This window comes from Bradyrhizobium iriomotense (assembly GCF_018129405.1).
Taxonomy (GTDB): domain Bacteria; phylum Pseudomonadota; class Alphaproteobacteria; order Rhizobiales; family Xanthobacteraceae; genus Bradyrhizobium; species Bradyrhizobium iriomotense_B.
This window is the reverse complement of record NZ_JAFCLP010000003.1, coordinates 461452-481611: the sequence shown is the minus strand read 5'-3', so window position 1 is coordinate 481611 and position 20160 is coordinate 461452. Positions and strand designations below refer to the sequence as shown.

Annotated in this window: 18 protein-coding genes and 1 pseudogene; 10 read left to right on the top strand and 9 right to left on the bottom strand. The window is 63.8% G+C overall.

Going from position 1 to position 20160, the window contains the following annotated elements:
* Positions 1–1064 (bottom strand): annotated as a pseudogene (locus tag JQ592_RS11385) (methyl-accepting chemotaxis protein); the annotation flags it as partial.
* Positions 1065–1291: 227 nt separating this feature from the next.
* Here JQ592_RS11385 and JQ592_RS11380 point away from each other — a divergent pair.
* Both JQ592_RS11380 and JQ592_RS11375 read left to right on the top strand, forming a co-directional pair.
* Positions 1292–2458, top strand: a complete 1167-nt coding sequence (locus JQ592_RS11380; protein WP_211402931.1) for an FIST N-terminal domain-containing protein — start codon at positions 1292–1294, stop codon at positions 2456–2458.
* A gap of 5 nt (positions 2459–2463) precedes the next feature.
* Positions 2464–3819: a hybrid sensor histidine kinase/response regulator gene (locus JQ592_RS11375; protein WP_211402951.1), complete on the top strand. Its 1356-nt coding sequence runs from the start codon at positions 2464–2466 to the stop codon at positions 3817–3819.
* A 103-nt stretch (positions 3820–3922) separates the two neighbouring features.
* Here JQ592_RS11375 and JQ592_RS11370 read toward each other — a convergent pair whose 3' ends face one another.
* Entirely contained in the window at positions 3923–4384 is a 462-nt protein-coding gene (locus JQ592_RS11370) for a MarR family winged helix-turn-helix transcriptional regulator (RefSeq protein WP_211402950.1), read from the bottom strand.
* Between the two features lie 193 nt (positions 4385–4577).
* Between JQ592_RS11370 and JQ592_RS11365 the strand changes: the two genes are divergently transcribed.
* The 3 genes from JQ592_RS11365 (at position 4578) to JQ592_RS11355 (ending at position 6827) form a co-directional block, all read left to right on the top strand.
* Complete coding sequence (locus JQ592_RS11365) at positions 4578–5255, top strand: VOC family protein (protein WP_211402930.1); 678 nt, start codon at positions 4578–4580, stop codon at positions 5253–5255.
* 140 nt (positions 5256–5395) lie between these two features.
* On the top strand, positions 5396–5857 hold the full coding sequence (locus JQ592_RS11360; protein ID WP_211402929.1) for a carboxymuconolactone decarboxylase family protein: 462 nt from the start codon (positions 5396–5398) through the stop codon (positions 5855–5857).
* 94 nt (positions 5858–5951) lie between these two features.
* Positions 5952–6827: an alpha/beta fold hydrolase gene (locus tag JQ592_RS11355; RefSeq protein ID WP_211402928.1), complete on the top strand. Its 876-nt coding sequence runs from the start codon at positions 5952–5954 to the stop codon at positions 6825–6827.
* An 11-nt stretch (positions 6828–6838) separates the two neighbouring features.
* On the opposite strand, the gene JQ592_RS11350 is transcribed toward JQ592_RS11355, so the two are convergent.
* From JQ592_RS11350 to JQ592_RS11330, 6 genes are all read right to left on the bottom strand, one after another.
* Entirely contained in the window at positions 6839–7540 is a 702-nt protein-coding gene (locus JQ592_RS11350) for a response regulator (protein ID WP_211402927.1), read from the bottom strand.
* The gene (locus tag JQ592_RS38565) at positions 7540–7668 is read right to left on the bottom strand and encodes a hypothetical protein (RefSeq protein WP_283816121.1); all 129 of its coding nucleotides are present in this window, start codon (positions 7666–7668) and stop codon (positions 7540–7542) included. The genes JQ592_RS11350 and JQ592_RS38565 overlap by 1 nt, the downstream gene beginning before the upstream one ends.
* 11 nt (positions 7669–7679) lie before the next feature.
* Positions 7680–8369 (bottom strand): response regulator, encoded by a 690-nt coding sequence (locus JQ592_RS11345; RefSeq protein WP_211402926.1) that lies wholly within the window; start codon positions 8367–8369, stop codon positions 7680–7682.
* Between the two features lie 150 nt (positions 8370–8519).
* Complete coding sequence (locus tag JQ592_RS11340) at positions 8520–9698, bottom strand: c-type cytochrome (protein WP_211402925.1); 1179 nt, start codon at positions 9696–9698, stop codon at positions 8520–8522.
* Between the two features lie 154 nt (positions 9699–9852).
* Positions 9853–11568 carry a PQQ-dependent methanol/ethanol family dehydrogenase gene (locus JQ592_RS11335; protein WP_246820341.1) on the bottom strand — a complete coding sequence of 572 codons (1716 nt, stop codon included), beginning with the start codon at positions 11566–11568 and terminating at the stop codon, positions 9853–9855.
* A gap of 443 nt (positions 11569–12011) precedes the next feature.
* Entirely contained in the window at positions 12012–12461 is a 450-nt protein-coding gene (locus JQ592_RS11330) for an SRPBCC family protein (protein WP_211402924.1), read from the bottom strand.
* Between the two features lie 500 nt (positions 12462–12961).
* Here JQ592_RS11330 and JQ592_RS11325 point away from each other — a divergent pair, with 500 nt between their 5' ends.
* The 4 genes from JQ592_RS11325 (at position 12962) to JQ592_RS11310 (ending at position 18193) form a co-directional block, all read left to right on the top strand.
* Positions 12962–13447, top strand: a complete 486-nt coding sequence (locus JQ592_RS11325; protein WP_027563543.1) for a (2Fe-2S)-binding protein — start codon at positions 12962–12964, stop codon at positions 13445–13447.
* 86 nt (positions 13448–13533) lie between these two features.
* Positions 13534–15876, top strand: coding sequence for a xanthine dehydrogenase family protein molybdopterin-binding subunit (locus JQ592_RS11320; RefSeq protein ID WP_211402923.1), 2343 nt, complete (start codon positions 13534–13536; stop codon positions 15874–15876).
* A 138-nt stretch (positions 15877–16014) separates the two neighbouring features.
* A complete protein-coding gene (locus tag JQ592_RS11315; protein WP_211402922.1) occupies positions 16015–16815 on the top strand; it encodes an FAD binding domain-containing protein in 801 nt (266 codons plus the stop codon).
* Between the two features lie 256 nt (positions 16816–17071).
* Positions 17072–18193 (top strand): CaiB/BaiF CoA transferase family protein, encoded by a 1122-nt coding sequence (locus tag JQ592_RS11310; protein WP_211402921.1) that lies wholly within the window; start codon positions 17072–17074, stop codon positions 18191–18193.
* A gap of 198 nt (positions 18194–18391) precedes the next feature.
* Here the strand turns inward: JQ592_RS11310 and hppD are convergent, their stop codons facing one another.
* Positions 18392–19510 (bottom strand): 4-hydroxyphenylpyruvate dioxygenase, encoded by a 1119-nt coding sequence (gene hppD, locus JQ592_RS11305; protein WP_211402920.1) that lies wholly within the window; start codon positions 19508–19510, stop codon positions 18392–18394.
* 121 nt (positions 19511–19631) lie between these two features.
* On the opposite strand from hppD, the gene JQ592_RS11300 reads away from it, so the two are divergent.
* Entirely contained in the window at positions 19632–20111 is a 480-nt protein-coding gene (locus JQ592_RS11300) for an Lrp/AsnC family transcriptional regulator (RefSeq protein WP_211402919.1), read from the top strand.
* Positions 20112–20160: the final 49 nt, after the last annotated feature.

Genomic DNA, 20160 nt, shown 5'->3' with positions numbered 1-20160 from the left:
CCCGGCAGCACGACGTCGAAATTGCCCGAGGCGAGCTCGCGCATCGCCTTGCACATCGCGATCATCGGCCGCGAGATTCCGGTGCCGAGCAGGAAGGCTAGGATCGCGCCTAACAGCGTGCCGCCGACGGCCAGCAACAGCACCAGCTGCTCGGTCTTGCCGATGGTCGCTTCCGACTCCGACTCCAGCCGCTGCTGCTCGGCGACGAGGTCCGCCTTCATGGCGGTCGCGCCTTGCAGGATCGCCCCAGCCGAGCCGCTCATCTCGGTCACGAGATCGTCGATCATCTTGGCGTTGGCGATCAGCTTCTCCAGCGATTCGCGATAGGCGGTGAGCAGGCCCTTGGCGTCCTTCAGGCCGGCGACGATCTTGTCGTCCATGGAATAGACCGCGCCGAGCGAGTTCTCGACGAATTTCAGCCGCGCCAGCGCGCTGGCGGCGATCGCCTGGTCGGACGTCAGCACGAAGTTGGTCGCCGCCGCGCTCGCGGTCTGGAACTGGGCGTTGACCTGCTTGGTGCCGAACTCGATCGCCTGCGCCTCGGAATCGGAGGCATTGTTGCCGATATCGTCGAGCTTGTACTTCAGCAGGTTGGCGTTGCGGGTGAGCTGGTTCTGCACCAGCAACGCGCTGTCACGCTTGGCCTGGAGGACCTTTGCGAAGGTCGCGGAGAAATTGGAAAACTCCTTGGCGAGCTTGTTAAGGCTTTCTTGTCGCGCCGGCTTCTTGGCGCCCTTGATGGCCTGGTCGATGGCGTTCTTCAGGCTGGCCTCAGTGTCGAGCGCCGCCTTGGCATCGTCTTCCTTGCCGGTGACGACGAAATATGTGACGGCCGAACGGTAGGCGAGCAGCTCGCGGTCGATGTTGCGGGCGAGGTCGGCCTCGGACACGCTGGTGCGGTAGGACCCGACCCCGGACGACACCCGCTCGAAGCCGAAATAGGCGAAAGCCATGCTGCCGGCCGAGATCACCAGCACTGCGGCGAAGCCCAGGATGATTTTGGCGCGGAACCTGAGGGTCGGAAATAGTGCACGCTTCGACGGCGACGCGATACGCCCGGACATTCCCAACCCCCAGTCTATGTTCTTGCAACGTTTTGCGGCCCGGAAGCAGCCCTGTCCGAACCGTGCGGAAAATTAAGGCAGAATCGTCAAGGGGTGGTAAATCCGTCCGGTCTGAGTCCTTGCAGGGACCGGGCGCCGTGTTGCGGCTATCCGGAAAACGCCTTACTCTCGAATACTTATCAGGCACTTGGCGTTAGACCGAGCTGGTCCTCGAGGGGAGAAACGGAGTGGGGCAAACCGATTTTCGGTTTGGCGGTGCGTCTGGCGTTGCCGTGGCCAAGTCGAAGGCTGCCAGCGTCGATGAAGCCGTGGCCGAACTGGCGGCCCAGCTCCCATCCGATGACCTGGCGCTGATCCTGGTGTTCCTCTCCCCCAGCTACGACCCCCATCACTTCATCGCCGAGATCACCCGGCAATTCGACGAGACTCAGGTCTGCGGTTGCACCACCGCGGGCGAGCTTGCCCCTGATGGCTGGGACGAGAACAGCGTCGTGGCGCTGGCGTTCAGCCGTGCCGACTTCTCCGCCGCGGTGCGGCCCATTTTCAACCTGGACAGCTTTCGCGTCGAGGACGGCCGCAGGATCGGCGGCGAGCTGCGGCACGAGCTGTTGCGGGCCACCCCGCAGGTCGACCGTGGCAGTCCCTTCGGCCTGGTCCTGATCGACGGCCTGTGCCGCCGCGAGGAAGCGGTGATGTCCGCGATCTATGCATCGCTGGACGACATCCCGGTCGTCGGGGGCTCCGCGGGCGACGGGATGCGCTTCGAGAAGACCTTTGTGTTCTTTGGCGGCAAGGCGCACACCAATGCCGCCCTGCTGATCCTGTTGAACACCTCGTTGCCGTTCCGCGTCTTCAAGTGCGACAATTTCGAGCCGCGGGCGCAGAAGATGGTCGTGACCGAGGCCGACATCGAAAATCGAATGGTCAGGGAGCTGAACGCGGAGCCTGCCGCGCTGGAATATTCGCGTGTGGTCGGCATCCTGGACGCCAAGCTCGATCCGTTCTCCTTTGCCTCGCATCCGGTCCTGGTGCGCGTCGGCGGCTCCTATTACGCGCGCTCGATCCAGCGCGTCGAACCGGACGGCTCTCTGCATTTCTTCTGCGCCATCGACGAGGGCATGGTGCTGACGGCAGCGACGTCGCGAAGCCTGGTCGGCGCGACCCGCGAGACGTTTGCCGACATCCGCGACCAGATCGGAGAGGTCTCGCTCTATATCGGTTTCGAGTGCCTGCTCCGCCGGCTCGACGCCGAGCAGCATCAGCTCACCCGCGACATGTCGGAATTGTACCGGCAGAATCGCGTCGTCGGCTTTCACACCTATGGCGAGCAGTTCGGCTCCATGCATGTGAACCAGACCTTCACGGGCGTCGCGATCGGAAGGCGCCCGTCGTGACGGACATGTGGCAGGGCCCTGACGCGGTCGACCAGCTGCGGCGCGAGGCCGCCAAGCTGAGGAAGATCAATGCCGCCCTGATGTCTCGCGTCGAGCGCTCGATGGACCAGCAGCTCAACGCCTTTTCATTGTTCGAAACCGCCATCGCGCTCGACCACAAGGTTCGCGACCGGACGCACCAGTTGCGCGAGGCGCTGCATTCGGTCGAGCGCGCCAATGAGGGGCTCTACCGCGCCAAGCAGCAGGCAGAGGCGGCAAGCTCGCTGAAGTCCTCGGTGCTGATCTCGGTCACCCACGACCTGTTGCAGCCGCTCAACGCGGCGCGCCTGACCCTGTCGGCGCTGACCGAGATGATGGAGTCGCAGGAGGCGGGCGTGCTGATCGATCAGGCCAGCCGCTCGCTGGTGATGCTGGAGGACCTGCTGCGGTCGCTGCTGGAGATCGCCAAGCTCGACGCCGGCGCGCTCAAGCCCGACGTGCGCGCGATCGCGCTGGCGCCCTTGTTCGAGCAGCTCCGCAACGAGTTCGAGCCAATCGCCGCGCGGCAAGGCCTGTCCTTGCGCATCCGCACCTCACAGCTGGCGGTGATGTCGGATGCGATGATGCTGCGGCGGATCCTGCAGAACTTGCTTGCCAACGCCATTCGCTATACCCGCAGCGGCGGCGTCGTCATGGGATGCCGGCCGCGGGGCGACCAGATCTGCGTCCAGGTCTCCGACACCGGGCCTGGAATTGCACAGGCGCAGCAGGAGGCGATCTTCCGCGAATTCCAGCGCGGCGAGGCCATTGCGACCGACCAGGCCGGCTTCGGGCTCGGCCTCTCCATCGTCCGCCGCTTCGCGACCGTGCTCGGGCACGAGGTGCGGCTGTCGTCGCAGCTCGGCAGGGGATCGACTTTCACCCTGGAGCTGGAGCCGGCCGACCTCACTGAAGTCGGCGACGAGGTGCAAGAGGTCAAGCTCGCCGAGCGGCACTACAATTATAGCGGGCTCGAAGGCGCCAAGATCCTGCTGATCGAGAACGATCCGAACGGCGCGGAGGCGATGGCCGCGCTGCTGGAGGGATGGGGCTGCGACGTCGCGACCACACGATCGGGCGCGGACGCACTCGTGCGCCTCAGCGAGCTCGGCGGCGCGCCCGATGCCGTGATTGCCGACCTCCATCTCGATCACGCCGAGAGCGGCCTGTCGGCCATCGCCGCCGTCCGGGAGCAGTTGAAGCTCGACACCCCCGCCATGATCATCACCGCCGACTATTCCGAAAAGGCGGCGAAGGAGGCGAGCCTCTACGGCCTCGAAGTGCTGAAGAAGCCGATCAAGCCCGCCGAGATGCGGGCGCTGCTGTCGTTCCTGCTGAGCTAGCCGGCGCCGATCGCCTTCGCGCTGTTCCTCCTGCGGTGGGGCTATCGGGCATAGCCAAGACAAAAATGTCGAAAACAACCCCATGCAAAGTAGGCAGGGCCTGTCACTCCTCCTCCATCGCCTTGATTAGATTGTCGCGGAGCCTGACGACGCTTTTCTGCAGCCGTGCGAACTCATCCGGCTTGAGTCCGCTCGACTTCACGAGATTCATGTGCATGCCTTTCTCGCGGAGGCGTCGGCCGGCGTCGGTGAGACTGACGCGCACCTGCCGCTCATCGGCGGGATCGCGCTGTCGGCGCAAATAGCCCATCGCCTCGAGCTTTTTGAGGATCGGCGTCAGGGTATTGGATTCCAGGAACATCTTGTCGCCGAGTTCGCTCACGGTTTGGTCGTCCTGCTCCCACAGCGCCACGATCGCGATCCACTGCGGGTAGGTCAGGCCGAGTTCATCGAGGCCCGGCTTGTAGGCTCGTCCGTAGGCGAGGTTGGCCGAATAGATCGCGAAGCACAGGAAATCGTCGAGGCGCCGGTCGCCTGCGGCCGGCTTCGGCTTCTGATTGGTCATTGAATCGTCGATGGAATCGGCCCTGGGACCGTTCTTCAGGCTCATTGAGGCACCCTTTCCGACACGGACATGTGAAGTTCCGCATGCATATATATCGTGTCCGATTAAATCGGAATGGTTGACATTGAGGCCCTGCGGCAGTTTATAGGGCGTACGCGAATATATCGGACGCGAGATAATTTAGGAGAGAGCCATGGCTGCCCAGAATGCAAACAAGACCACCCGAGCGCCAACGATCGACATGAAGCTCGAGGTCGTCGTCATCCCTGTTTCCGACGTCGATCGCGCCAAGAAGTTCTATGCGAACCTCGGATGGAGGCTCGATGCCGATTTCGCGGGGCCTGACGACTACCGCGTCATCCAGTTCACACCGCCCGGCTCCCTCTCCTCGGTCATCTTCGGCAAGAACGTGACCGCGGCGGCACCCGGCTCCGCCCAGGGCCTGTACCTGATCGTCTCCGACATTGAAGCCGCGCGAGACGATCTGCGCGGTCGCGGTGTCGAGGTCAGCGAGGTCTTCCACGCTGAAGGCGACGTACACACCGGACCCGACGAGCCTTATCTGTTCGGGCGCCGTCGGATTGCTGGTCTGGACCCCGCGCGCACCAGCTATCGCTCGTACGTCTCGTTCAACGATCCCGACGGCAACGGCTGGCTGTTCCAGGAGATCACCACGCGATTGCCGGGACGCATAGAGGCAGCAGGCACGACATTCACCTCCTCGCCCGAGCTCGCGAGCGCGCTCCGACGCGCGGCCGCGGCACACGGTGAACACGAGAAGCGGAACGGCGGTCAGTACGATGCGAACTGGCCGGACTGGTACGCCGACTACATCGCCCGCGAGCAGGCCGGCCAGCCGCTGCCGGCCTGAGCCGTTCCAGCCGGCAGCGTCACCGGCAGCGAACTCGCCACCTATATCGTCGAAAAGGACAAGCCGCTGCTTGCATTGGTGAAGTGACGGCGGCGAGCGACGAAAAAGACCTGACCACTTCCGTTCATCAAGGAGCTAAAATGAGCAAGCGCCTCGACTACAATCAGATCGCACCGGCAGGCGTGAAAGCGCTGGGCGGCGTCTACGGCTACGTCATGCAGAGCAGCCTTTCCCCTGCGCTGGTCGAGCTGGTCTATCTGCGAATTTCCCAGATCAACAACTGCGCGTACTGTCTCGACTCGCACACGCGCGACTTGCTCAAGAAGGGAGTGAAGATCGAAAAGCTCGCGCTGGTACAGGCGTGGAGGGAGGCCGGCAACCTCTTCGATGAGCGCGAACGCGGCGCCCTGGCATGGGCCGAAACGGTGACGCGCGTCGCGGAGACCAACGTGCCGGACGAAGCGTATCAGGCTGCCCGTGCCGTGTTCGACGAACGAGAGCTCGTGGATCTCACGATCGCGATTGGCTTGATGAACGCCTACAATCGCATGGCCATCAGCTTTCGGAACACGCCGCAGGCCGTGCTCGAGCATCAGGCGTAGCAGCAGCCCGAACTCTTCTCCGCCGGGCCTCCTTGGCCTCCAGATCACCTCGACCCGCACGCCGATCTCGTAACGGGATGAAAGGACACTGACCATGTCACACCGGATCAACGACAACCCGATCGGTTTCTTCGAGATCAGCCAAGATATCACGCTCAGAAGGATGGTTCTGCGCAGCGCGAGACCGAGGGGGACCGTTCTCTTTCTGCACGGCTTTCCAGAGACCCTGTATGCCTGGAAGGATATCGCCGCGGCCCTCGCCGATGACTACGAAGTCCATGCCTTCGATTGGCCGGGCTACGGTCTTTCATCGAGGCCCGCGGTCGACAGATTCTCCTACGCGCCGAAGGACTACGCGCATGTTCTGGACCAGTACATCGCGAAAGCAGGCATCGACGCATCCAGGCTCACGATCTACGCAACGGACATCGGCGCCCTGCCGGCACTCCTGCTGGCGGTGGAAAAACCTGATATCGCAAGGGCCATCATCGTTGGCGACTTCGCCCCGTTCAACAGGCCACAGTTCATGTCCGAGAATCTGCAAAATCTGAAGGCGGGGCCTGCCATGGAGCAGGTCCGCGCCAACATGAACAGGAATCGCGACGAGATCCTGGAAAACGTCTTCACAAGAGGCTTGCCCAAGGAAGCGCAGTTCGAAATTTCGCAGGAATTCAGGGACGACATGTCCCACGGATGGAGCCACGGCGCCATGACGACCGTAGACGCTTTCTCCCACTACTACTCACACTTCACGCGAGACCAAGACCACTTCGAATCGCAACTCGCTCGGCTCAAAACTCCGTTGAAGGTGGTTTGGGGAGAGAAAGATCTCTACATCAAGAAGGAGATGGGAGCAGAACTCGCTGAAAGGGCCCGCGCGGAATTCGCGCTTCTCCCCGGCATTGGACACTACCCTCACCTCCAAAATCCGGAGGGAACCGTCGATGAGGTTCGCGCCTCGTTCCGATGACTGACGCCTGGCTATCCCGAGGGCGGATCGGCCTGCGAACGCTCCCGCTCGCGCCTGGTGCCCTCGGCTGCCAGCGTCGCGAAATCGATCCGGGACATTTCGACGATCGCCTTGGTGCGGCTCATCACGTTGAGCTTGCGCAGGATGTCGGAGACGTGGACCTTCACGGTGGTCTCGGAAATCTTCAGCTCATAGGCGATCTGCTTGTTCTGCAGGCCACGCTTGAGCATTTCGAGCACGCGCAATTGCTGCGGTGTCAGATCGTGCAGGCGCCTGATGAGATCCTGCGCGGGGCCGGACGGGCGTTGCGGGCGGACAAGTCCGCGATAGGCGGCGGGGACACAGACCGAGCCGCGCAGCACCTCGCCGATCGACTGCGCCAGATCCTGCTTGGACGATGATTTGAGGATGTAGCCGGACACGCCGAGCGACAGGGCGCCGGACATGATCTGCGGATCCTGATGCCCGGATACGATGACGACGGGGATCCTGGGAAGCGCCTTGCGGATGCGGATGATCCCCGAAAGACCTGTCGTGCCCGGCATCGACAGATCGAGCAGGATGAGGTCGAGCTCGGTGCTCGCCGTGACCTGCTCGAGCGCACCGTCGATCGACGTCGCCTGAAGGATCTCGGCGGCCGGCGCCACCATCTGGAGCGCACCCTCGAGCGCCTCGCGAAACAGCGGATGGTCTTCGACAATCAGAAATCGCATCACGGATGAGCCATTCCCGGATTATTGCCCAGATGATTGACGGCTTCGAAGTCGAGACGAGAATGTCCCAGCCGCGTCAGACCGGCTTGATCCAAGTCAAGCGCGACGCCAAGCACGACGTCAAGCACGACATCGCGCCTCATTGCGGCCGCCCGCGGTCGGCCCGCGCATAGGGCCGGGCCTTTGGATCCGGCAAATCCATCTTGCCGATCTCGATGATCGCCTTGTTGCGGCTGAACAGGCCGAGCTTGCGCAGAATCTCGGTGATGTGCGCCTTCACCGTGGATTCGGCGAGCTGAAGCTCCTGGGCGATCTGCCGGTTCGGATAGCCGCGCCGCAGCAGATCGAGCACGCGAAGCTGCTGCGGCGTGAGCTCGCGCAGCTTGACCTCGAGCGCCTTGCTGGCCTCGGCCCGCCGCCGCGGCGTCGCCACGAAATCCTTCGGCACCGACACCGATCCCTTCAGCACCCCCTCGATCGATTGCGCCAGCTCGCGCTTCGACATCGACTTCGGCAGAAAACCGGCGGCCCCCAGCGCCAGCGCCTCACGGACGACGCGCTGGTCCTCGTCGCTCGACACGATGGCGACGGGCAGGCGCGGATAGGCCTCGCGCAAGCGCAGAAAGCCGGAGAAGCCGGTCGCATCCGGCAGCAAGAGATCGAGCAGCGCGAGGTCGATGCCCTCGCCATGCTCGGCCGTCAGGATATGAAGGGCATCCTCGATCGACATCGCCTCGAAGATCCGCGCCTCCGGCAGGGCCAGCCGCACCGCGTTGCCGAGCGCCTCGCGAAACAGCGGATGATCGTCGATGATCAGGAAGCTGGTCATGGCGCCTTCACAGGACTGCACCGTCGAATGCTGCACCGTACAGGCATCCGCCGCCGTAGCGGAGGAGGCAGAACCATGCGGCACTCCGGCACCGGGATGGTGCCGGATGGACGCTAGCACATCCTCCCGATCGGGTTCGGTCAAGATCGTTCAGTCGTTCGATTCGGACTGGACCGTCAGCAGGAAGGCATAGATGCTGTCGAACTGCTCGTCGGTGTAGACCTCCTTCCAGGCCGGCATGCCCTTGGTCGGCCGTCCCTCGTGCACCGTCGTCCAGAACTTCTCGCGCATCTCGTCGCCGTAGCGGTGACGCAGCAGCCGCAGATCGATCTTGCGCTCGCTCTGGATCGCGTCGGGGCCGTGGCAGTGTGCACAGGTTCCGTTGAAGATCTCCTTGCCGGCGCCAACGGCCTCAGCGCCTGGCGCGGCCGCGTCGCCCTTGGTCTCGGTCGCCACCACGTTGGCGACCTGCGTCACGGCGGCGCCGGTTCCCGTCCCCGTCGTGGCGACCGCTGGCACCGCGCCGAAGCGAGCCGGCGCGCCGGTCGGCAGGCCGTATTTCACCGCGAGTTCGCCGATCTTGCCCTGAAGCTGCGGCAACACGGCATCGACGCGATCACGCAGCTCGGTCGAGGTCTTCGCAAAGCCGATGGCGGTGTCCCATGACAGGCCTTCGCCCTCGGTGAGCTCGATCTGATAGCGGTCATTGTAGCTGGTCTTGTTCAGCCAGCCGGCGACCGGCCCCCAGATGAAGGCGACGTCGGCCCTGCCCTGGTCGAGCGCCTGCATGCCTTCCTCGGGCGACAGCACCGTCACCTTCTGGATGTCGTCGCGGCTCGCGAGCAGGTTTTGCGGCGTGCTGGCGAACTGCACGGCAACCCGCTTGCCCCTGAGGCCGTCGATGCCGCCGACGGCCTGCCCCTTGGCGGCCACCAGAGCATAGCCCTCCTTGGCGAAGGTGTTGGAGAAGATCACGGCCGGTCCCATGAAATCCTCGGACCGCGGCAGCCCGATCATGGCGTCGCATTGCTTGCCGAGCAGCGTGACGCGCACGGTGCGCTTGCCGAAATAGGATTTGTACCAGTCATAGGCGACCGGCCGGCCGAGCGCCTGCGCCAGGGCCTGCCCGATCTCGACATAGAAGCCCGGCTGCGACGGGCTATCGCTCGAGAACGGAAGGTTGGTCGGATCGGCGCAGAGACGGAACGGCTGGGCCTCGTCGGCGTGCAGCGGCGAGGTCTGAACGATCAGCGCCGCGGCGGCACATGCGAGCAAGGCTGAGATGGAGCGATGTCGGCTGACGCCGATGTCAGAATGATTGGCACGCATCCTCGTCTCCCGTAGCGTTGTTGGGCCGGAGCTTGTTGAGCCAGAGCTGGTTGAACCAAGTGCTGCGACATCAGGCATCGACCGATGCCGCAGCTAAAGTCTGGAAAAAGCGCGCGCGTATCCCGTCACCTCGAGAGGATACGCGCGCGAGTGGTCACTGGACGGAGAACACGAAGAGCGAACCGCCCTCGGGAGCTGCGGCCGTCATCTTCTTTCCTACCTCGCCCAGGAACGCCGGCAGCGCAGCCGTGCGGCCGACGACGATGGCAACATATTGCTTGCCATCGACCTGGTAAGTCACCGGACCTGCGCCGATGCCGGAGCCGAGATTCTTGCTCCACAGAACCTTGCCCGACTTCGCATCGATGGCGCGGAAGTCGCCATGGATATTGCCGGCAAACACGAGGCCACCGCCGGTGGTCAGCGTGCCGCCGTTGAACGGCAGGTCTTCCTTGATCGACCAGACCTTCTTCTGCGCGACCGGATCCCAGGCCACGAGCTCGCCGAGGAAGCCGCCGGGGCCTTCCTTGGTCGGGAATTCGGCGCCGAGATAGAACACGCCGCGCTTGTAGGCGACATCACTGACCGACCAGTCCATGCAGACATTGTTGGACGGGATGTAGACGAGGCCGGTCTGCGGGTTGAACGACATCGGCTGCCAGTTCTTGCCGCCGATCAGGTTCGGGCAGATGTCCTTGGCGGGATGATTCGGCCCGGGACGCTTGTCGGGATCCTCGACCGCGCGCATCGTGGCGACGTCCCACTTCTTGGCCCAGTTGGAGAACACGTATTTCTCCGCCGACAACACCTTGCCGGTCTCGCGGTTGGCGACGAAGAAGTAGCCGTTGCGATCCGCCTTCATGAGAGCCGGAACGGTGCTGCCGCCGATCTTCAGATCCGCGAGCACGGCTTCGTTGACGCCGTCATAGTCCCAGGCGTCGGCCGGCGTGGTCTGGATGTGCCACTTGATCTTGCCGGTGTTGGGATCGAACGCCACCGTCGAAGCGGTGTAGAGATTGGTCAGCTTGCCGAAATTGCCGTCGCCAGTCGAGCGCACCGCGGTGTTCCACGGGCCGGGATTGCTGGTGCCCCAATAGACCGTGTCGCTCTTCGGATCGTAGGAGCCGACCAGCCAGGCCGCGCCGCCGCCATGCTGGGCGGAGTCGCCTTTCCAGGAATCGCCACCGGGCTCATCCGGCGAAGGAACGGTGAAGGTCTGCCACAGCTGCTTGCCGGTGTTGATGTCGAAGGCCTGCAGCGAGCCGCGCACGCCATATTCGCCGCCGCCGAAACCGGTGATGACCTTGTCGCGCACGACGAGTGGCGGCGAGGTGATGACCGAACCCTGCTTGTAGTCGACCACCTTCGTCGTCCACAGCGCCTTGCCGGTCGCGGCATCGAGCGCCGTCAGCTTGCCGTCGAGGCGGCCGACGAAGATCTTGCCGTCGGCATAGGTGACGCCGCGATTGTTCACGTCGCAGCAGGCGTATTGCAGCACGTCCTCGGGAATGTCGGGCTCCCAGGTCCATTTGCGCGCGCCGGTGGCCGCATCGAGCGCGTAGACGTATTTCGGGCCCCACGAGCTCGAGACGTAAAGCGTGTTGCCGATGACGATCGGCGAGGATTCGTTCGAGCGCAGCGACGCCAGCGAGAACGAATAAGCGAGCGTCAGCTTGCCGGCGTTCTCGGTGTTGATCTGCTTGAGCGGGCTGAAGCGCGTGTTGCCGTAGTCGTGGCCGGCGACGGCCCACTGGTTCGAATCGGATTGTGCCTTGAGCACGGTCTCGTTGGCGCGAGTGCCGGATGTAGCGGCGGCGAGCATCGCAATCATGGAGATGCCGGCCAAGAAGCCCTTCGTTCCAAAGGTCATGTATTCCCTCCGCGATGTTGTTGTGAACGCCTCGTTGGGCGCCTGAGCGCGCTGCGCTCATGATGCGCAGTTCATCTGCGAGCCATCGTTGGAAATTACAGCATCGCCTTTTCGCGCTTAGTATAGGCGGAAGGTAGTAGTGCGGATCATCGGCGGCTTTCGCCGCTCATCTCGTTGTCCCGGCTTGCGTCTTTGCCTTGATCTACAGTGCAAAACGCACCAAGCGGTGTGGGAACGACGACATCGCCTCACACTCGGTCGTCGTCCCGGACAAGCGAACGAAGTGAGCGCTGATCCGGGACCCATAACCACAGAATTTGGTTTGGCGCAGGCTGATAACTCCGAGTCCCCGTAACCACGTCGGCCTGTGGCTATGGGTCCCGGATCTGCGCTTACGCTTGTCCGGGACGACGACTGAGGTGAGACGGTACCGCGTGCATCGGTCACGATGATGGCGCTACCACCGCTGCAAAGCTTTCGAAGAAGTTCGCGGCAAGTTTCCGTGACGTCGAGTCGATCAGCCGCGAACCTAGCTGTGCGAGCTTGCCGCCGATCTGCGCGTCGGCCTCGTAGTGCAGGATGGTGACGTCAGGCGATTCTTCTTCCAGCCTGACCTTCGCGCCGCCCTTGGCAAAGCCGGCGACGCCGCCGGCGCCTTCGCCGACGATGCGGTAGCCGTTGGGCGCATCGATGTCGGTCAGCGTCACCTTGCCGCTGAACGTCGCCTTCACCGGACCGACCTTCAGCACCACGGTCGCCGTCATCTCCGTCGGCGATGCCATCTCGAGCGATTGGCAGCCGGGAATACAGCGCCTGAGAATTTCGGGATCGTTGAGCGCAGCCCACACCGTGGCCTTCGACGCCGGGATCCGCTGACTGTCATTCATCTGCATCGCTTCCACCCCTTTTGCCGTTGCTTGTACGGCTCGACTAGGGGGACGCGCGCCAGCGATCAATCGCCAGGAAGTACTAGAGCGCGGCGCGCATCGCCCCGGCGGCGCGCTTGCTGCATTGCGGCGAATGAAATCAATGACTTAGCTCACCGCCACCTACTACCAAGATCGCGATTACAAAGGCGTAAGCGCGTGCTCCTATTCGTGGCAACGAACGAGGCATCAAGGGAGAAGCGACGCGCAAGGGCGCCCGACGGCCGAAACGTCAGGAACGTTTCGCGCCAAGGCGGTCGAACGCACCGCCACAGACGAAGCATCATCTTTTCCGGAGCTCCTTGCAACGTCGCACCCGCGGCGGCGCGGAGCATCGTGACCAAATCACGCCTGCGGCGGCCGCCATGATGACCCTTCCATGACCGCGGTCAGCAAAAACCCAGTTGCAAAGTTTCGTTCGCGCTGTCTCTAATTAGAATAACTACAAACATCCGGGAGGTACTCACGTGTCTACAGTCAAACTGACAGTGAACGGCAAGGCCGTTGCTGTCGATGTCGAGGACCGCACGCTGCTGGTCCATCTGCTGCGCGATCACCTCAACCTGACCGGGACCCATGTCGGCTGCGACACCAGCCAGTGCGGCGCCTGCGTCGTGCACATGGACGGCCGCGCGGTGAAATCCTGCACCATGCTGGCGGGCCAGGCCGACGGCGCCAACGTCACCACCATCGAGGGTATCGCCAAGGGCGACGAGCTGCACCCGATGCAGGCCGCCTTCCGCGACAATCACGGCCTGCAGTGCGGCTATTGCACCCCGGGCATGATCATGTCGGCGATCGACATCGTGCATCGTCACGGCGGCCAGCTCGACGAAGCCACCGTCCGCCAGGAGCTCGAAGGCAACATCTGCCGCTGCACCGGCTACCACAACATCGTCAAAGCCGTGCTGGATGCAGCCGGACGCATGAAGGTCTCGCAGGCGGCCGAGTAGAGCGGCACGCCTCGAAGGAACAACCACCGCTGCAGCTTTCGAGGGAAAGCGCAGTCAAAACAATTTCCGGTCGGGAGGACCAGACAATGGGTGTTGAAGGCATCGGCGCGCGCGTCGTGCGCAAGGAAGACAAGCGTTTCATCACCGGCAAGGGCCGGTACGTGGACGACATCAAATTGCTGGGCATGACCCATGCCCATTTCATCCGCAGCCCGCATGCACATGCCAAGGTGAAGGGGATCGACTCCTCCGCGGCACTGAAGATGCCGGGCGTGGTTGCGGTGCTCACGGGCCAGCAGCTCGTCGACGACAAGGTCGGCAACCTCATCTGCGGCTGGGCCATCACCTCCAAGGACGGCAGCCCGATGAAGATGGGCGCCTGGCCGGCCATGGCGCCGGAGACGGTGCGCTTCGTCGGTCAGGCCGTCGCCGTCGTGATCGCCGACAGCAAGAATCTGGCGCGCGACGCGGCCGAGGCCGTGGTCGTGGATTATGAAGAGCTTCCGGCCGTCGCCGACGTCCACGCCGCCATCAAGGCCGGCGCGCCGCAGCTTCATCCCGAGGCTCCCGGCAACCAGGTCTATGATTGGGTGATCGGCGACGAAGGCGCGACGGATGCCGCCTTCGCCAAGGCCGCCAATGTCGTGAAACTCGACGTCACCAACAACCGCCTCGCCCCCAACGCGATGGAGCCGCGCGCGGCGATCGCCGACTATGACGCGGCGGAAGAGCATTTCACGCTCTACACGACGTCGCAGAACCCGCACGTCGCCCGCCTCGTGCTGTCGGCGTTCTACAACATCGCCCCCGAGCATAAGCTGCGCGTGATCGCCCCCGACGTCGGCGGCGGCTTCGGCTCGAAGATCTTCATCTATCCCGAGGAGATGGTGGCGCTGTGGGCCTCCAAGAAGGTCGGCCGCCCCGTGAAATGGACCGGCGACCGCACCGAGGCCTTCCTCACCGACGCGCATGGCCGCGACCATGTCACCCATGCCGAGATGGCGTTCGACGCCAACAACAAGATCATCGGGTTGAAGGTGAAGACCTACGCCAATTTCGGCGCCTACATGTCGCTGTTCTCGTCCTCGGTGCCGACCTATCTCTACGCGACGCTGCTGTCGGGCCAGTACAACATCCCGGCGATCCATGCCGAGGTGATCGGGGTCTACACCAACACCACTCCGGTCGACGCCTATCGCGGCGCGGGCCGGCCCGAGGCGAGCTATCTGATCGAACGCCTGATGGAGACGGCGGCGCGGCAGCTGAAGGTCGATCCGGCCCAGCTGCGCCGGACCAACTTCATCACCCAGTTCCCGCACCAGACGCCTGTCATCATGGCCTATGACACCGGCGACTTTAACGCCTCGCTCGACGCCGCCATGAAGGCGATCGACTATGCCGGCTTCGCCGCACGCAAGGCCCAAGCAAAGTCGGAGGGCAAGCTGCGCGGCATCGGCGTGTCCTGCTACATCGAGGCCTGCGGCATCGCGCCGTCCAAGGCAGTCGGCAGCCTGGGCGCCGGCGTCGGCCTGTGGGAATCGGCCGAGGTGCGGGTCAACCCGGTCGGCACCATTGAGGTATTGACCGGTTCGCACAGCCACGGCCAGGGCCATGAGACGGTGTTCGCTCAGCTCATTTCGGATCGCCTCGGCATTCCCATCAGCCAGGTGTCAATCGTCCATGGCGACACCGACAAGGTGCAGTTCGGCATGGGCACCTACGGCTCGCGGTCCGCGGCCGTCGGTCTCACGGCCATCCTCAAAGCCGTGGAGAAGGTCGAGTCCAAGGCCAAGAAGATCGCCGCACACCAGCTAGAGGCGTCGGAAGCCGACATCGTCATCGAGAACGGCGAGTTCAAGGTGACCGGCACCGACAAGGCGATCGCGCTACCGATGGTCGCGCTCGCGGCCTACACCGCGCACAATCTGCCTGACGGGATGGAGCCGGGCCTGAAGGAAAGCGCCTTCTACGACCCCTCCAACTTCACCTTCCCGGCCGGCACCTATATCTGCGAGCTCGAGGTCGACCCCGGTACGGGCAAGACCTCCTTCGTCAACTTCGTCGCGGCCGACGATTTCGGCCGGCTGATCAACCCGATGATCGTCGAGGGTCAGGTCCATGGCGGCCTTGTTCAAGGCATCGGGCAGGCGCTGCTCGAGCACGCCATCTACGATGCCAACGGCCAGCCGGTCACGGCCTCGTTCATGGACTACGCCATGCCGCGCGCCGACGATGTGCCCTCCTTCAACCTCTCCCACACCACGACGCTGTGCCCGGGCAATCCGCTGGGCATCAAGGGTTGCGGTGAGGCCGGCGCGATCGGGGCGTCGGCAGCCGTGATCAACGCGATCACGGATGCGATCGGCAAGAACAATCTGGAAATGCCCGCAACCCCTGACCGGGTGTGGCGCACGATCCACGCGGCTTGACCGCTCATCATCGTCATTCCGGGGCGACGCAAAGCGTCGAACCCGGAATCTGGAGCCACGAATTCAACCTCGAGATTCCGGGTCTGCGCCTGCGGCGCATCCCGGAATGACAGAGAAAAGATTTCAGGAGCAACCAAGATGTACCAGACCACCTATCATCGCGCCTCCTCGGTCGACGAGGCTGCCAGCCTGTTCGGCAAGAGCAGCGAGGCGAAATTCCTCGCCGGCGGCCAGACGCTGCTGCCGGTGATGAAGCAGCGCCTCGCAGGTCCCTCTGATGTCATCGACCTTGGCAAGATCAAGGACATGATCGGCGTCGAGGCCTCCGGCGACACGCTGACCATCAAGGCCGCCACGCCGCATTACGATGTGGCGACCAGCGATGCCGCGAAGAAGGCGATTCCCGCGCTCGCCTATCTGGCGTCGCTGATCGGCGATCCCGCCGTGCGCTATCGCGGCACGATCGGCGGCTCGCTGGCCAACAACGACCCCGCCGCGGACTATCCGGCCGCGACGCTGGCACTGGGCGCGACGATCAAGACCAACAAGCGCTCGATTGCCGCGGACGACTACTTCCAAGGCCTGTTCTCGACGGCGCTCGAGGACGGCGAGATCATCACCGCCGTCTCGTTCCCGATTCCGGCGAAAGCGGGCTACGCAAAATTCCCACATCCCGCCTCGCGCTTTGCGCTCACCGGCGTGTTCGTCGCCAAGACCAAGTCGGGTGACGTTCGCGTGGCCGTGACCGGCGCGTCACAAAGTGGTGTGATGCGGGTCGCAGCCCTCGAAGCCGCGCTGAAGGCGAGCTGGGCGGCGTCGGCGGTCGATAGCGTGAGCATTCCGGCGAGCGGACTTCTGTCCGATATCCACGGCTCGTCCGACTACCGCGCCAATCTGATCAAGGTGATGGCGCAGCGCGCGGTGGCTGCAGCGGGCTGAGCATGATCCGGAAAAGTGTGAAGCGGTTTTCCGGCAAGATCGTGCTCGAATAGAGCGCGCCAGCGCCTCGACACAAATTTTCCGCGGCGCGCACTTCGGTGCGCGCCGTTTTATTTTGACCATGCGGCATGAAAACCGCTTGCCTCGCTGGCGGGAAGGCGAGAAAAGTTAATCAGCCGATTAACTCGCCCCCAAGAGCAACGTGAGGCGTTTGCCGGATCACCGGCACCTGCCCGCGACCCGAGGAAACAACAACGTGCTCGATAAACCCGCCCAAGAAAAATCAGAAGGCTCGTCCGTCCGCACCTCCGGCCCGCTCTCCGGCTTCCGCATCGTCGAATTCGCGGGCATCGGGCCCGGCCCGTTCGCCTGCATGATGCTGGCCGACATGGGTGCCGACGTCGTCACGCTCGACCGGGTCGGTGCGAAGAAGAGCATGAAGTCGGTGGCGGGCCGCGGCCGCAAGGTGATCGAGCTCGACCTCAAGGACAAGGCGGCGATCGCGCAAGTGCTCGATTTGCTCGCGAGCGCCGACGCGCTGGTCGAGGGCTTTCGTCCCGGCGTGATGGAGCGGCTCGGGCTCGGCCCCGAAATCGTGCTCGCGCGCAATCCAAAACTGGTCTACGGCCGCATGACCGGCTGGGGCCAGGAAGGCCCGCTTGCGAATGCCGCCGGCCACGACATCAACTACATCTCCATCACCGGCGCGCTCGCCGCGATCGGCACGAAGGAAGCGCCGGTGCCGCCGCTCAACCTGGTCGGTGATTTCGGCGGCGGCGCGCTCTATCTCGTCGTCGGCGTGCTCGCAGCGCTGCTGGAAGCGCAGAAGTCCGGCAAGGGCCAGGTAGTCGACGCCGCAATGTGCGACGGCGCGGCATCGCTGATGTCGTTCTTCTTCGACATGACCACGATCGGCCGCTGGACCGAGGGCCGCAACCAGAACTTCCTCGACGGCGGCGCGCATTTCTACGGCGTCTATGAATGCGCCTGCGGGCACTTCGTCTCGATCGGCTCGATCGAGCCGCAGTTCTACGCGCTGCTGCGCGAGCATGCGGGCCTGACGGATGCGGATTTCGACGCGCAGATGGACCGCAAGGCCTGGCCGGCGCTGAAGGAGAAGCTCAAGGCCGTGTTCAAGAGCAAGACGCGCGAGGACTGGTGCAGGATCATGGAAGGCACCGACATCTGCTTCGCGCCGGTGCTGACCATGTCGGAAGCGACGAAGCATCCGCACATGGTCGCCCGCAACGTCTTCGTCGAGCGCCACGGCGTGAAGCAGCCGGCACCGGCGCCAAGATTCTCGCGGACGCCGTCGGCGGTGCGCGAGCCGGAAGCGGCGGAGATTGGTGCGGTGACGAAGGCGTGGGCGGGGCGTTAGTTGCGGCAAGTTCTCCGCTGTCGCGCCACACTCCGTCGTCGTCCTGGCGAAAGCCAGGACCCATAACCACCGAACGTGGTTTGGCGAAGACTCGGAGTTACCAGTTCGCTTGACGACCACTCCCTGGGGTAATGGGTCCTGGCTTTCGCCAGGACGACGACTGTGTTTGATGCCACAGCGTACCCAACAACGGCAGCCCTACGCCGCGTTCCCCACCTTCAACACCCCGCGCCGGATCTGATCCTCCTCGATCGATTCGAACAGGGCCTTGAAATTGCCCTCGCCAAAACCGTCGTCGCCCTTGCGCTCGATGAACTCGAAGAAGATCGGGCCGATCGCATTGGCCGAGAAGATCTGCAGCAGCACCTTGGTCTGGCCGCCCTCGACCACGCCTTCGCCGTCGATCAGGATGCCGTTCCTCCGCAGACGCGCGAGGTCCTCGCCATGCTTGGGCAGGCGCGCATCGATGCGCTCGAAATAGGTGTCTGGCGGCGACGGCATGAACGGCAGGCCGGCCTCGCGCAGGCCTTCGATGGTGCGATAGATGTCGCGGCAGCCGCAGGCGATGTGCTGGATGCCCTCGCCGCGATAGATCTTCAGATATTCCTCGATCTGGCCGGAATCGCCGGCGTCCTCGTTGATCGGAATCCGGATCTTGCCGTCCGGGCTGGTCAGCGCCCGCGAGAACAGGCCCGAGGCGCGGCCTTCGATGTCGAAGAAGCGGATCTGGCGGAAATTGAACAGCTTCTCATAAAAGCCGGCCCAAACATCCATGCGGCCGCGATGGACGTTGTGGGTGAGATGGTCGAGATAGAACAGGCCGGCGCCTACGGGCTTGGAATCGCGCGCGCCGAGCCATTCGAACTCGGCATCATAGGCCGAGCCCTTGGCGCCGTAGCGGTCGACCAGATACAGCAGGCTGCCGCCGATGCCCTTGATCGCGGGGACGTCGAGCGTCTTCTGCGCCGATGACACATCGGCCGGCTCGGCACCGAGCGCGATCGCGCGGTCATAGGCCGCCTTGGCATCGACGACGCGAAACGCCATCGACGGCGCACAGGGCCCGTGCGCGGCGACGAACTCATAACCGTGGGTGCCCGGCTCCTCGTTGACGAGATAGTTGATGTCGCCCTGGCGGTAGACCGTGATCTTCTTGGTTCTATGGCGCGCGACGGGCGCATAGCCCATCAGCTTGAACAGCGCGTGCAGCTCGCCCGGATTGGGATGGGCATATTCGACGAACTCGAAGCCGTCGGTGCCCATCGGATTGTCGGCGTTGATCGTGGCCGGCGGTGCATCGTGCGGAAACGGACCCATGCTGCTCTCCCAAATGGCTGCTGACAGGAACTATCCTTCATCGGACGCGCAAGGAGCGTGCAAACGGGATGGGATTTGGCTATCGTATGCACGATCCGTGCATCAATTGGACGAAACGCGCATGATTTCCGTGGACGCCTTCGACCTCAAGATCCTGACCGCACTCCAGGACGACGGCCGCCTCACCAACCAGGAGCTCGCCGAGCTCGCGGGCCTCTCGGCCTCGCAATGCTCACGGCGGCGGATGCGGCTGGAGCAGGAGAAGGTGATATCGGGCTATCACGCCGATCTCTCCAGCGAGGCGCTCGGCTTCGGCGTCATCGCCTTCATCCAGGTCGGGCTCGCGACCCACTCGCCGGACAATTCCAAGCGTTTTCGCGCGCTGGTGAACCGGATCGACGAAATCCAGGAGGCCTATTCGCTGACGGGCGATGCCGACTATGTGTTGAAAGCCGTGCTGCGCGATCTCAAGGGCCTGTCGAACCTCGTCAACGACGTGCTGATGCCGCATCAGAGCGTGGCGCATGTCCGCTCATCGATCGTGCTCGACCGGCTGAAGGAAAGCGCGAAGCTGCCGCTGAGGGATTTGAAGGCTGGCTGAAATCGAGGGAACTACGACCTTCGCGCTGCGCGCGCGGTCTGCGATGATC